The organism is Streptomyces sp. TRM68367 (genome assembly GCF_014495685.1).
Taxonomy (GTDB): Bacteria; Actinomycetota; Actinomycetes; order Streptomycetales; family Streptomycetaceae; genus Streptomyces.
On record NZ_JACTVI010000090.1, the window covers coordinates 20,118 to 32,979 of the forward strand.

The 12,862-nt window shown below is 69.1% G+C and carries 12 protein-coding genes; 8 read left to right on the plus strand and 4 right to left on the minus strand.

The annotated features are described in order from the left end of the window. Positions 1–7: 7 nt before the first annotated feature. Together H8R17_RS36035 and H8R17_RS36040 are read right to left on the minus strand one after the other, a co-directional pair. The gene (locus tag H8R17_RS36035; protein WP_262505770.1) at positions 8–865 is read right to left on the minus strand and encodes an ATP/GTP-binding protein; all 858 of its coding nucleotides are present in this window, start codon (positions 863–865) and stop codon (positions 8–10) included. Between the two features lie 126 nt (positions 866–991). Then, complete coding sequence (locus tag H8R17_RS36040; RefSeq protein WP_187827423.1) at positions 992–2,275, minus strand: adenylosuccinate synthase; 1,284 nt, start codon at positions 2,273–2,275, stop codon at positions 992–994. A 186-nt stretch (positions 2,276–2,461) separates the two neighbouring features. Between H8R17_RS36040 and H8R17_RS36045 the strand changes: the two genes are divergently transcribed. Further along, entirely contained in the window at positions 2,462–3,361 is a 900-nt protein-coding gene (locus tag H8R17_RS36045) for a diacylglycerol kinase family protein (protein ID WP_187827424.1), read from the plus strand. Between the two features lie 204 nt (positions 3,362–3,565). Here H8R17_RS36045 and H8R17_RS36050 read toward each other — a convergent pair whose 3' ends face one another. Continuing rightward, entirely contained in the window at positions 3,566–4,084 is a 519-nt protein-coding gene (locus H8R17_RS36050; RefSeq protein WP_187827425.1) for a GbsR/MarR family transcriptional regulator, read from the minus strand. Between the two features lie 114 nt (positions 4,085–4,198). Here H8R17_RS36050 and H8R17_RS36055 point away from each other — a divergent pair, with 114 nt between their 5' ends. Next, complete coding sequence (locus H8R17_RS36055) at positions 4,199–5,113, plus strand: ABC transporter ATP-binding protein (protein WP_187827426.1); 915 nt, start codon at positions 4,199–4,201, stop codon at positions 5,111–5,113. Then, a complete protein-coding gene (locus H8R17_RS36060; protein ID WP_187827427.1) occupies positions 5,110–6,714 on the plus strand; it encodes an ABC transporter permease in 1,605 nt (534 codons plus the stop codon). The genes H8R17_RS36055 and H8R17_RS36060 overlap by 4 nt, the downstream gene beginning before the upstream one ends. Positions 6,715–6,721: 7 nt before the next feature. On the opposite strand, the gene H8R17_RS36065 is transcribed toward H8R17_RS36060, so the two are convergent. Beyond that, positions 6,722–7,315 (minus strand): Uma2 family endonuclease, encoded by a 594-nt coding sequence (locus H8R17_RS36065; protein WP_187827435.1) that lies wholly within the window; start codon positions 7,313–7,315, stop codon positions 6,722–6,724. A 136-nt stretch (positions 7,316–7,451) separates the two neighbouring features. Between H8R17_RS36065 and H8R17_RS36070 the strand changes: the two genes are divergently transcribed. The 5 genes from H8R17_RS36070 (at position 7,452) to H8R17_RS36090 (ending at position 12,663) form a co-directional block, all read left to right on the plus strand. Then, on the plus strand, positions 7,452–7,865 hold the full coding sequence (locus H8R17_RS36070) for a DUF3151 domain-containing protein (protein WP_187827428.1): 414 nt from the start codon (positions 7,452–7,454) through the stop codon (positions 7,863–7,865). A 157-nt stretch (positions 7,866–8,022) separates the two neighbouring features. Next, complete coding sequence (locus tag H8R17_RS36075) at positions 8,023–8,883, plus strand: tryptophan 2,3-dioxygenase family protein (protein WP_187827429.1); 861 nt, start codon at positions 8,023–8,025, stop codon at positions 8,881–8,883. A gap of 46 nt (positions 8,884–8,929) precedes the next feature. Next, positions 8,930–10,690, plus strand: coding sequence for a recombinase family protein (locus tag H8R17_RS36080; RefSeq protein WP_187827430.1), 1,761 nt, complete (start codon positions 8,930–8,932; stop codon positions 10,688–10,690). A 291-nt stretch (positions 10,691–10,981) separates the two neighbouring features. After that, entirely contained in the window at positions 10,982–11,233 is a 252-nt protein-coding gene (locus H8R17_RS36085; protein WP_187827431.1) for a hypothetical protein, read from the plus strand. Continuing rightward, complete coding sequence (locus tag H8R17_RS36090; protein ID WP_187827432.1) at positions 11,230–12,663, plus strand: phage/plasmid primase, P4 family; 1,434 nt, start codon at positions 11,230–11,232, stop codon at positions 12,661–12,663. Before H8R17_RS36085 ends, H8R17_RS36090 begins: the two co-directional genes overlap by 4 nt. Positions 12,664–12,862 lie beyond the last annotated feature (199 nt).

The following is a 12,862-nucleotide window of genomic DNA, read 5'->3' on the forward strand; positions in this document are numbered from 1 at the left end:
GGGCCGATCAGGGCGAACCAGGAGCGCGTTCCCCGGACTCTGAGGACCAGTCCATGAGGGTCTTGCCGCCGCCTCCCGAGTGCGCCAGCCGGACCAGCGGACGGCCGGAGGAGGTCTGCTCGACCTCCACCCCGGCGATGCCGAGATCGGCCACGCGCAACAGTTCCTCAGCACGTCGGCGGAAGTCCTCGCTGCGCAGCAGGCGCTGGGCGGTGTAGGCCTCGCGCTCGAAGCGCTCCGTCTCCGGGGTGACGTCCCAGAGGTTGTCCCTGAACCAGTCGAAGACGGGCGCGAGCTGTTCGTGGCCGCCGTTTCCGGCACGAGTGAGCAGCAGGGCGTCAGGGGCCATGGTGCGGGCCAGCCGGGCGCGGTCGTGGAGCCGGTCTCCGGGGAAGTCGAAGGGGTTCTCGCGGGTGGCGTCCCGCTCATACCAGACCTGGCGGCGACCCTTCGGGTAGGCGTACAGCCATTCCGCCTCGACCCTGCGAGAGCCCAGTTCGAAGCCGTAGGTCCAGCGGACGCCGTCATCGAGGACGACGTCTGCCTCGTAGAAGGAGGTCTCGGAGGCGGCTTTCGGATCGAGGACGAACTCGTCGCGCGGAATGCCGTCGTAGGAGGTCCAGTCGGCGTAGGAACGCAAGACTGCGTGGCGCATGTTCTTCAGGGCGGCCACAACGTTGGACTTGCCGGACGCGTTGGCGCCGAAGACGCCGATCACGGTGTGGACGGGGAGCCGACGGCCGTCGGAGAGCACCGTCTCGCGGGCGGTGGCGCGCTCCGCCTCGGCATCCTCGGGGGCGATGAACGACAGTTCCTGCTCGTCGCGCAGCGACCGGACGTTCGCCACCCGGAATCTCAGCAGCATCCTGGCTCCTTCATGGCGGAAAGATGAGTCACACCGCCGGGTCTGCGGGGCGGATGCGCGGCCCTCGCACGCCCTCCGGCGGCCTGCCCCGCGAGCCGGCCGCCAGAGGGCGTACAGGGAGTTGCCTTAGATGAACGAGTTGACCTCGATCGTCTCGTCCCGCCCCGGCCCCACCCCGATCGCGGAGATCGGGGCACCGGACATCTCCTCCAGGGCCTTGACGTAGTCCTGCGCGTTCTTGGGGAGGTCGGCGAAGGTCTTGGCCCCGGTGATGTCCTCCGACCAGCCCGGCAGCATCTCGTAGACGGGCTTCGCGTGGTGGAAGTCCGTCTGGGAGTAGGGCAGCTCCTCCACACGCTTGCCGTCGATCTCGTACGCCACGCAGACCGGGATCTGCTCCCAGCCGGTCAGGACGTCCAGCTTCGTCAGGAAGAAGTCCGTCAGGCCGTTGACCCTTGTCGCGTACCGGGCGATCACCGCGTCGAACCAGCCGCAGCGGCGGTCGCGGCCCGTCGTCACGCCCCGCTCGCCGCCGATGCGGCGCAGCGCCTCGCCGTCCTCGTCGAACAGCTCGGTGGGGAAGGGGCCGGCGCCCACGCGGGTCGTGTACGCCTTGAGGATGCCGATGACCCGGCTGATCTTCGTCGGGCCCACGCCCGCGCCGGTGCAGGCGCCGCCGGACGTCGGGTTCGACGAGGTCACGAAGGGGTACGTGCCGTGGTCGATGTCCAGCAGCGTGCCCTGGCCGCCCTCGAAGAGGACCACCTTGTCGTCTTCGAGGGCCTGGTTGAGGACCAGGACCGTGTCGGCGACGTACGGCCTGATCTTCTCGGCGTAGCCCAGCAGCTCCTCGACGACCTGGCCGACGGCGATCGCACGCCGGTTGTAGAGCTTGGTGAGGATCTGGTTCTTGACGTCGAGGGCCGCCTCGACCTTCTGGGTGAGGATCGACTCGTCGTAGAGGTCCTGGACGCGGATGCCCACGCGGTTGATCTTGTCGGCGTAGGTCGGGCCGATGCCGCGGCCGGTGGTGCCGATCTTCCGCTTGCCGAGGAAGCGTTCCGTCACCTTGTCCACCGTCACGTTGTACGGCGTGATGATGTGCGCGTTTCCGCTGATCAGGAGCTTGGAGGTGTCGACGCCTCGCTCGTTCAGCCCGCTCAGCTCGGAGAGCAGGACCGACGGGTCGACGACGACACCGTTACCGATGACCGGCGTGCAGCCGGGGGACAGGATTCCGGAAGGGAGCAGGTGGAGGGCGTACTTCTGGTCGCCCACGACTACTGTGTGGCCGGCGTTGTTGCCGCCCTGGTAGCGCACCACATAATCGACGGATCCGCCCAGCAGGTCCGTCGCCTTTCCCTTGCCTTCGTCACCCCACTGAGCACCGAGCAGCACAAGTGCGGGCACGCGCGTACACCCCTTCCGGGCGGGGCATGTCCAAGGTCAGGGACGTATGCGGTGGGTTTCCGCCGCATACACCGCGACCGTCGTTGGCCGCACAACCGTCGGACCGGATGCCCCGGAATAGACGAAGCCCCTGGCGCAATAGCGCAAGGGGCTCTTGCACAAAGATGCTACCCGAGGAAGCGAGGCATGGCCGAGGTGGCGACTTCCGCGACTTCCGATCAGCTGTTGGTGGTCATCGATCCGGTCGCCCGGCGCGCCGACGGGGAGTCGGTACGGATCGCGAAAGACGTGCTCAGCGCGGGTGCGGCCACCAAGGTGTGCCTGCCGGACGGGCCGGAGGAGTTCGCCCGGGCGCTGGCGCGGCGCGGCTCGCGGCGGCCGGTCGTGGTCGGTGACGACCGGGCGCTGGTGCGGGCGGTGGCGCTGCTGCACCGGCAGCGGGAGCTGGCGCAGTGTGTGCTGTCGGTGGTGCCGGTGGGGGGTGCGCTGACCGTGGCGCGGGCGCTGGGTGTGCCCACGGGGGCGGTCGCGGCGGCGCGGGCCGTGCTGGACGGGGCGGAGCGGCGGCTGGACCTGCTCGTCGACGACAGCGACGGGGTGGTGCTGGGGACGGTGGGGATCCCGCCGGTGCCGGTGCGGGAGCCGTCATACCTGAAGAACGGCGACACCGACGACGACCGGGACACCGCCGTACGGCCATGGCTGCGGACGTGCCGGTCCTTCGTACGGACCCTGGTGCCGGCCCGGCCGTCCCGGAGCGCCGCCGACCCGCCGTCCGGCCCGGCGCGGCTGCGGGTGGAGGTCGACGGGGTGCGGCTGGTCGACCTGGACCAGCCGGTGGAGGCGCTGTCCGTGACGTCGGGCGAGGCGGGTGTGGCCGAGGTCGAGGTGCGCCCGCTGTCGGTGGGCGCGGAGGCGTCGCCGCTGCTCGCGACGGGCCGGACCGTGACCGTCTCCGGCGCCCACTTCCGTTACCGGGCGGACACGGCGGTGTCGGGGCCGCTACGGCGGCGGACGTGGACGGTACGGGAGGCGGCCTGGGGGCTGACGTTGCCTGCGTCACCGGGTTCGTCGTCGGGGACCTGAGACGAAGGAGCCGTAGAGGATACGAAGGAGCCGTATGAATCCGCGGTTCCGACTGCGCCTCCGTGACATGTCTGCGTAAAGTCCGACACATGGTGGCGGGATCAGCAGTCTCTGGCTTACGGACGGCAGTCCGCGCGGAGCGTGATGTGCTGCGCCGGTCGGGCGCCGTGTACCAGTTCCGCCACGCGCGCCTCCAGGACCATCTCAGGGGGGCGTCTGGTCCTGGCCGAACAGCTTGTCGCGGTGCACGCGCCAGCGTTCCATCAGGCCCTGGAACTCCCCGTCCACGAACTCGAAGAACGCGAGGGTCTCGGCGAGCCGACGGCCCGCCGGAGTGTCCGCGCCGAGGTGGGTGACGCCCTCGCGCAGCGCCTCCTCCCAGCGCTTGATGACCGCCTCGCGGTTGGTGAGCGCCTCGTACCACTGGTCGCTGTGCACCCGGTACCGCTCCCGGCGGGAGCCGGGTTCCCGCTCGCGCGACAGCATGTGCACCTGGGCCAGGTAGCGCACCGCGCCGGAGACCGCGGCGGGTGAGATCTTCAGTTGTTCGCCGAGTTCGGCGGAGGTCAGGGCTCCGGTGTCGGAGGAGAGCAGGGCCGCGAAGACCCGGGCGGGCATCCGCGGCAGGCCCGCCTCGACGAGTTGCGCCGCGAAGTGCTCCACGAACCGCGAGATCGCCACCGGATCGCGGGAGCTCTGCTCCCTCGCCTTCGGTTCCGTCATACCTCGATCATCTCCCCTGCTCAGCCCCTGAGCGGACGCCGTCCGCAAGTCTAGACGCCGTTTTAACGCTTCCTTAACTTCACAAATTTCTGAAAGAACTGTACTTTCTGAAGCATGACCAAGGCAATCACCGTCTCCGGCCTGCACAAGTCGTTCGGCCGGACGCATGCGCTCGACGGGCTCGACCTGGAAGTCGAGACCGGCGAGGTCCACGGCTTCCTCGGCCCCAACGGCGCCGGCAAGTCGACCACCATCCGTGTCCTGCTCGGCCTGCTGGGCGCCGACTCCGGCGCGGCGCAGGTGCTCGGCCGCGATCCCTGGACCGACGCGGTGGAGCTGCACCGCCGCATCGCGTACGTGCCCGGGGACGTGACGCTGTGGCGCAACCTCTCGGGCGGCGAGGTCATCGACCTGTTCGGCCGGCTGCGCGGAGGCCTGAACGCCGGGCGCCGGGCGGAGCTGATCGAGCGGTTCGAGCTGGACCCGACGAAGAAGGGGCGGACGTACTCCAAGGGCAACCGGCAGAAGGTCGCCCTGGTCGCCGCCTTCGCCTCCGACGTGGACCTGCTGATCCTGGACGAGCCGACCTCGGGCCTGGACCCGCTGATGGAGGAGGCCTTCCAGCGCTGCGTCGAGGAGGAGCGGCGGCGCGGCCGTACGATCCTGCTCTCCTCGCACATCCTCAGCGAGGTCGAGGAGCTGTGCGACCGGGTCAGCATCATCCGCAAGGGCAGCACGGTCGAGACCGGTTCGCTCGCCGACCTGCGCCACCTGACCCGCACCAGCGTCACCGCCGAACTCGCCGGCCCGCCGGGCGGGCTGTCCCGCCTGCCCGGCGTGCACGACCTCGACATCCAGGGACACCGGGTCCGGCTCCAGGTCGACACCGACAAGCTGGACGGCGTCCTGCGACAGCTCGGCGAGTCGGGCGTGCGGTCGCTGACGTCGACGCCGCCGACGCTGGAGGAACTGTTCATGCGGCACTACCAGACCGAGACGGACCACGAGAACAAGGTGGCATCGTCATGACCGCCACGACCTTCGCGGTACGGCCCTCCAGCTCGCGTCACCTGGCGGGCACGGCCACTCTGCTGCGGTTCGCGCTGCGCCGCGACCGGCTGATGATCCCGGTCTGGATCGTCGTGAACGCCCTGATGGTCCTGTCCATGCCGAACACGCTGAAGGGCCTGTACGGCAGCCCGGCCGAACGCGCCGACCTGGTGCGGCAGATGGAGACCAACTCCTCGCTGCGCGCGCTGATCGGCCCCGTCTTCGACGACTCCCTGGGCGCGCTGACGGCCTGGCGCATCGGCGTCTTCGCCGCTGCCCTGGCCGCCGTGATGGGCCTGCTCGTCGTCGTACGGCACACCCGGGACGAGGAGGAGAGCGGCCGGCAGGAGCTGGTGGCGTCCGGGATGGTGGGCCGCCGGGCCTCCCTGACGGCGGCGCTGCTCGCGGCGGCCGTCGCGAACGCCGTCCTGGCCCTGCTGATCACGGCCGGACTGGCCGGGCAGGGCGCCACCGGCGCCCTCGCCTTCGGGCTCGGCATCGCGGGCGTCGGGATGGTCTTCGCCACGATGGCGGCGATCATCGCCCAGCTGACGGAGAGCGCCCGGCTGGCCCGCGGGCTGACGGCGGCCGTGCTCGGCGCGGCCTTCGTGCTGCGCGCTGCGGGCGACTCGGCCACGGACGACGGCTCGTCGGTGCTGACCTGGCTCTCCCCGCTGGGCTGGCTGGAGAACGTCCGGCCGTACGCCGACGAGCGCTGGTGGGTCCTGCTGCTGCTGGCGGGGGCGGCGCTGGCCCAGGGCGCGGTGGCCTACGCACTCACCGGGCGCCGGGACGTCGGCATGAGCTTCGTGCCGACCCGGCCAGGACCGGCGAACGGCCGGCTGGCGACCGCCGGCGCGCTGGCCTGGCGGCTGCAGCGGGGCAGCGTACTCGGCTGGAGCATCGGCTTCTTCCTCGCCGGGGTCGTCTACGGCGGGATGACCGAGGGCGCGGCCGACCTCGTCGGCGACAACGAGAACGCCCGCGAGATCATCCAGCGGATGGGCGGACAGTCGGGGATCACCGACGCGTTCCTGTCGTCGATGATCGGGATCATGGGGCTGATCGCGGCCCTGTACATCGTGGCGACGGTGCTGCGCCTGCACGGCGAGGAGACCTCGGGCCGCGCGGAACCGGTGCTGGCCGGTGCGGTGGGCCGCCTGCGCTGGGCTGCCGGACACCTGACGGTCGCCTTCGCCGGATCCGCCCTGATCATGCTGTTGGCGGGCCTGGGCTTCGCGGTCGGCTACGGCCAGGACCTCGGGCGGATCCTCGCGGCGTGCCTGGTGCAGCTCCCCGCGGTGTGGACGATCGGCGGCGCGGCGGTCCTGCTGCATGGTGTTGCGCCGCGCGCGGCGACGGCGGCGTGGGGCGTGGCCGGGGCGGTCCTGCTCATCGGCTGGGTCGGGCCGGCGCTGGACGTACCGCAGGCGGTGCTGGACGTGTCGCCGTTCGGGCATCTGCCGAAGCTGCCGGGTGAGGACATGGCGTGGGGGCCGGTGGTGGTCCTGACGGCGATCGCGGGGGCGCTGGTGGCGGTGGGGCTGGTGGGGTTGCGGAGGCGGGACCTGACCACTTGACAAGGCCTCAGTCGGCCCAGCGCCTCAGCTCCTCGGTGTCGAGTTCGATGCCGACAGGGTCGGGGAGGGTGACTTTCTCACCGAACTTCACCGTGTGAACGACCCGGTATCCCTCCTTCGGGTCCGGGTGGCTGTGTACAACAACCGAGAGGTATTCACGGTCGATCAGCAAGTAGACCGGAATACCCGCCTCCGCGTAACCACGAGGCTTCTCCACGCGGTCGCGGTTGTGCGTGTCCGAGTCGTACGACGTGACCTCGACGGCCATCAGCACACCGTCGGGGTCGGCCCAGTCGCCCTGCCCAGCGAAGTGCCCCACTGGTGTCAGCACCGCGTCAGGCAGCGCCCGGCCCTTGCGATAGGCCTCCACCTGCAACCCCTGGGTCGGGTTCAGATTGAGCTCGGGCCGAGACTCCATGCACCGGCGGACCAGCCACATGATGAGCTCGCCGTGGTTGCCGTTCGTCACCTTCTTGAGTCCGATCCGTCCGTTGATGAATTCCAACCTGACGGTCTCGTCCTCACGGAATACGAACTCGGCGATCCGCTCGAACATGTCCACCGACAACTGAGACGACGCGCGCTCTGCCATAACCGTCATGGTGCCTCCCTTCGCAGGCGGGCACCAGCTTGCCGAGCCTGCCGCGACCACCGACCGGACTCCCCGCATGATCAGCCGAACGGGTGACCGCCCCACCACCGCGCCCCCGCCCCCGCACCTGCGCCAGACTGGACCCATGGCCATTCACGAGAACCTCCTCGGGGGACCGCCCCCGACCCACCTCCCCGACGACCCGCAGCCGCGTGAACTGCTCGCGGGCGGGACGTCGCCCACCGATGTCGCCGCACAGCACCCGACCTCCTCGCTGGCCTGGGCCCGGCTGGCCGACGAGGCGTTCGAGCGGGGCAGCGTCGTGGAGTCGTACGCCTACGCCCGTACGGGCTACCACCGCGGCCTGGATTCCCTGCGCCGCAGCGGCTGGAAGGGCCACGGCCCGGTCCCGTGGGAGCACGAGCCGAACCGCGGCTTCCTGCGTGCCCTGCACGCCCTCGCCCGCGCCGCGCAGGCGATCGGCGAGCAGGAGGAGTACGAGCGCTGCAGCCAGTTCCTGAAGGACTCCTCGCCGACGGCGGCCCAGGTCCTGGGCTGAACCGACGGCTGTATCGACGGACACCGAAGGCCCGCCTGTGATCAGGCGGGCCTTGCCGTTCCGGGGGACGATTGCGGAAGATGCCGGTGGGGACCGGGGCCCCGTGCCGGTAATGGCAGGGCGGACCGCTACCCGTAGTGCACAGCAGGAGACAGCGATGTCCCATCCGGCTCACCAGGCTGACGAGGCTCACGAGGCTGAGGAGCCTGCGACTCCGCATCTCGACTTCCAGGGCACGACGCCGTATGAGGACTACGTCCGGGCGGACGTGCTCACCCACCTCCAGCACACCCTCTCCGACGACCCCGGAGAGATGGTCTTCCTGGTCACGACCCAGGTGATGGAGCTGTGGTTCACCGTCGTCGTCCACGAGTGGGAGACGGCGGCGCGGGCCCTGCGCGAGGACGACGTCCCCGCGGCGGTCGCCGCGCTGAAACGTTCCGTACGGGAACTGGAGGCGCTGAACGCCTCCTGGAAGCCGCTCGGCCAGCTCACGCCTGCCCAGTTCAACTCGTACCGCTCCGCCCTCGGCGAGGGCTCCGGCTTCCAGTCGGCGATGTACCGCCGCATGGAGTTCCTGCTCGGCGAGAAGTCCGCGTCCATGCTGGTCCCGCACCGGGGCGCGCCGCGCGTCCACGCCGAACTGGAGAAGGCGCTGCACCAGCCGAGCCTGTACGACGAGGTCGTACGGCTTCTCGCGCGCCGCGGCCACGACATCCCGGACGCCGTACGGGACCGCGACGTGTCCCGGCGCTACGAGCCCTCGCCCGCGGTGGAGGCGGCCTGGACCGCCGTCTACTCGGGCGACCAGAACGGCGAACTCGCCCGGCTCGGCGAGGCGTTGACCGACGTCGCCGAGCTGGTGTGGCGCTGGCGCAACGACCACCTGGTCGCCACCCGCCGCGCGATGGGCGCCAAGCCCGGCACGGGCGGCTCCGCCGGGGTGGCCTGGCTGGAGAAGCGGGCGCAGAAGAACGTGTTCCCCGAGCTGTGGAGTTCTCGCACATTGGCCACGTGAAATTCCATAGAGTGTGGCCATGAGTCCGCCAGGAGTGGTCACAGGCATGAGCATCCACGCAGCAGGCTACGCACGGCAGTCCGCCGCCCGCGCAGACAAGAGCGAAGCAAGCCCGACGACGCAGCGCGCTGCGAACAAGGGCGAGGCAGACAAGCGCAAGGCTGCCGGGGCCGACGTGCATTGGGTCGGTCACTACGCGGACATAGGCATCTCGGCGTTCAACGGCAAGGAACGCCCAGGCTATGAGCGTCTCCTCAAGGACTGCCGCGCCGGTCGCGTGAACATGATCATCGTCTACCACATTTCGCGCCTGTCGCGGATGGAACCACTGGACGCGATCCCTGTCGTAACGGAGCTGTTGAACCTCGGTGTCACGATCGTCAGTGTCACCGAGGGGGAGTTCCGCAAGGGCAACCTCATGGACCTGATCCACCTGATCATGCGCCTTGACGCTGCCCACAACGAGAGCAAGAACCGCAGCGCGGCAGTCAACGGCGCCAAGCAACTTGCGAAGGAGGCTGGCGGGTACATCGGGGGCACGGCCCCATACGGACGGAAGCTGACCCCCGAGACCCGCCAGACTCCCGACGGGCGACCCATCGTCGTGCAGGTTCTGAAGGCGCATCCCGAAGAGGCGAAGGTGATTCGGGACCTGTGGGAGCTGATCAAGTACCACAAGGAGAGCCCTCACATTCGCCAACCCGGGGACGGCCGGGTCATGCCCGGTTCCATCGGATGGCTTGCCGCCAAGCTCAACCGGGACGGCGTACCCACAAGGGGCGCGACAGCAGGCAAGGCGCGCAAGAACAGCGGGTGGCGCCCCAACACCCTCACCCGCATCCTCCGAGACCCGACGCTTGCCGGATACCGCACCGAGCCGGTCTACAAGTTGCGGGAGGACGGCACACGCACGAACACCGTTGCTGAGTACCGGATCGTCCGCGACGAGCACGGCAACCCCGTCATGGCATGGGAACCCATCCTTGAGCCTGCCGAGTGGTGGCAGCTTCAGGAGTGGATCAAGGTTCGATCGACTCGCAAATGGGCAGGGTTTTCACGCAACTTGCTCACGTCTACCGGGATGCTCTACTGCGAGTGCGGGCGGTCCATGAAGTCGGCAACGGCAGTCAAGCCGGACGCCCGACAGAGCACGTACCGGTGCTCACGCCCGACCGGCATGGTGGTGCCCGGCCAGCACACGGGAACGTCGGCCATCTCCCAACCACTACTGGACGACTACGTGGCGCGTCGCGTCTTTGCGATCATCGGGGCCGCCGAGGACGACGAAGCTGCGGGGGACATCCTGCACGAGGCGCAGAAGCGCCTAGGAGAGACCACAGAACCCACGGAGACGGCTCAGGAGCGCTCTGCCCTGGTGGCGGAACGGGCGGATGCTGCGCGGGCCCTGGAGCAGCTCTACGACGTTCAGGACAGCTACACGCGGACCGAGATCGGCCGCAAGCGCTGGACCATGGACGTTGCAGCGCAGGAAGACCGCATGGCAGCCGCTGAGGAACGCATTGCCGCCCTCGCTGCCATGGACGTGCCTGAACTGCCCATCGCCTCATGGCTGGAGTGTGACGCGGACGCGATCGACGGCGATCCGATCGGGCCGGGGACGTGGTGGGCCAAGGCCGACCTCACGGCGCGACGGAACCTGCTCGCGCTGTTCGTGAATCGGGTCATCGTCCGCAAGGCAGAGACCCGAGAGAGGGCGGTCCGGGGCAAGGCTTGGAAGGGGGAGCGGGTCACGATCGTGTGGGCCACTGAGGGTCTGGGAGAGACTGAGCGCGATCAAGTGGCGTAACGCTGGTTGCGTTGACGCCGGGGCCCGTTCGGATTGATCCGAGCGGGCCTTCACTGTGTCCCGGGGCGCCCGCTGGCCCCCGCGCGTCCCGCGCTGCTGTAACGGTCCCCGGACAACGCGAGTGCGGGCAGTGCACGGGGCCGTCACACCCTTCTCGGGAACCCCCTGGGCTCTAGCCCAGGCAGAGGCGTGGGAATCCGTTGCGATCCCCCTACGGGTGAGGGCCGTGACCTGTCCCCCGGCACCGGCCGGGGCGGGTGCGGGCCCCGTGACGAGATGAAGCGAGGAGCGATGAGCAAGACACCGAGTCCGGCCGAGCAGGCACACGCGCGCATCACGGCCCTGGTCAAGTGGCTGGAGTCCGTGCTGGAGGACATTGAGTACTGCGAGGACATCCGTATCTACGAGTCGACGTTCCCGGACCCGTACCCGCAGGCCGACGCCAGTACCAGCACGCCGCGCCGTAACCGGGGTGAGCGTCGGGCCGAGCATGCCCGCACGGTCGCGGCGACCTACCGGGACAGCGCGGGGGAGCAGTGGTGATCACGGATCCGAAGTGGCAGGCCCGGCTGTCGGAGAAGGACGGCATCCGGCACGTCGACTACGCGCACTTCTGCGCCGAACGCTTCGACGGCCGGCTGCTGTTCTCCCCACACCTGGGCTGGCTTCGCTGGACCGGGAACGTGTGGGAGGTCGGGCACAAGCAGGGGCCTGCCATGGAGGGCATGACCAAGGTCAGCAACGGCATGCTCGCCGAGGCGGTCGAGACCGGCGCCGACTGGCTGGCCGAGGCGGCGATGAACCTGCGCCGGGCCCATCACCGCAAGGCCATCGCCACCGAACTGGAGGCCCTGCCGGAACTGCGTGTGGACGCCGCCCAGGTGGACGCCCACCCGCATCTGCTGACCTTCGCCAACGGCATCGTGAACCTGGACACCGGAGAACTCCGCGAGGCGTACCCGGACTGCCTCCTCACTCAGGCGGCCCCGGTCAACTACGACCCGGACGCCGCATGCCCACGCTGGCTGCAATTCCTCAGCGACGTGTTCCCCGGGCAGCCGGAAGTCATCGACTTCATGCAAACCCTGATCGGCTACGGCATCACCGGACACAACCGTGAGCACGCCTTCGCCGTGTGGTTCGGCGACAAGGGCCGCAACGGAAAAGGAACCATCATCCGGGCCTTGAAGAACGTCTTCGGCCCTCACATCGTCAAGGACGTGGATTTCAGCGTGTTCGAGCGGGGCGGGAACGCGCACACCGAGGACATAGCCCGGATGCGGACCGCGCGCATCGTCACCGCCTCCGAGGGCAGCGAGGGGACACCGATGAATGACGAACTCCTCAAACGCCATGCTGGCGGAGACTCCATTCAGGCCCGGCACCTGTACCGGGAGACCTTTGAATACGTGCCCCGCTATCTGATCGTGCTGCTGTCGAACTACCTCCCCCAGTTCCAGAGCCAGGGACCGGCCATCTGGGCACGGGTGCGGGCGGTGGAGTTCACGCAGTCGTTCGCCGGACGGGAGGACCGCGCCCTTGACGACAAGCTCGCCTCGGAGGCGGAAGGCATCGCCGCCTGGTGCGTGCGTGGGGCGGTCCGCTACTTCCAGGAAGGACTTGTCTCCCCCGAGGCGGTCAGTGTCACCACCCGCAAGCACAAGGAAGCCGTCAATCCGCTCTCACCGCTGATCGACGACCTGTTTGTGTTCGACGCGGATTCCCGGGTGAGGCGGTCGGAGTTCAACCAGGCCCTCAAAGAGTGGAAAGACGCCAACGGGATTGCCCGGAACCGGTTCACGCCCCAGTTCACCAAGTACCGGCTCGGAGAATCCGGCGTCCGCGAGGTCAAGTCAGATGGCGTCTGGCACCTCGCGGGAATCCGGCTGACTCCCGAATACGGCGGCACGCTGCCCGTGCCCGACTCCCCGGCCGCCCTCAGCAGCGGACCGGGCATCTTCGGCGCCGAATGACCCCGCCCGCAGGGCAGAAAAACACTCTCTCTTCAAAACCTCTCTATACGCGAAAGGGATTTTCAGAGAGAACCACTTTTCTGCCCTGACCGTGCCGAGACGACGGCGCATTGAACCCTTCTCGGTAACGTCTCGTGACGTTTAGTGATCTTCGTTCAGGCGGTGCGGCCGTGTTCGAGTTGGAGCAGGACGAGGGCGG

Excerpts from the sequence above, each read along its gene's own strand:
- H8R17_RS36070 (WP_187827428.1), top strand. The coding sequence starts at position 7,452 with ATGGCCATTCACGAGAACCTCCTCGGGGGACCGCCCCCGACCCACCTC.
- H8R17_RS36075 (WP_187827429.1), top strand. The coding sequence starts at position 8,023 with ATGTCCCATCCGGCTCACCAGGCTGACGAGGCTCACGAGGCTGAGGAG.
- H8R17_RS36045 (WP_187827424.1), top strand. The coding sequence starts at position 2,462 with ATGGCCGAGGTGGCGACTTCCGCGACTTCCGATCAGCTGTTGGTGGTC.
- H8R17_RS36085 (WP_187827431.1), top strand. The coding sequence starts at position 10,982 with ATGAGCAAGACACCGAGTCCGGCCGAGCAGGCACACGCGCGCATCACG.
- H8R17_RS36050 (WP_187827425.1), bottom strand. The coding sequence starts at position 4,084 with ATGACGGAACCGAAGGCGAGGGAGCAGAGCTCCCGCGATCCGGTGGCG.
- H8R17_RS36080 (WP_187827430.1), top strand. The coding sequence starts at position 8,930 with ATGAGCATCCACGCAGCAGGCTACGCACGGCAGTCCGCCGCCCGCGCA.
- H8R17_RS36060 (WP_187827427.1), top strand. The coding sequence starts at position 5,110 with ATGACCGCCACGACCTTCGCGGTACGGCCCTCCAGCTCGCGTCACCTG.
- H8R17_RS36035 (WP_262505770.1), bottom strand. The coding sequence starts at position 865 with ATGCTGCTGAGATTCCGGGTGGCGAACGTCCGGTCGCTGCGCGACGAG.
- H8R17_RS36055 (WP_187827426.1), top strand. The coding sequence starts at position 4,199 with ATGACCAAGGCAATCACCGTCTCCGGCCTGCACAAGTCGTTCGGCCGG.
- H8R17_RS36065 (WP_187827435.1), bottom strand. The coding sequence starts at position 7,315 with ATGACGGTTATGGCAGAGCGCGCGTCGTCTCAGTTGTCGGTGGACATG.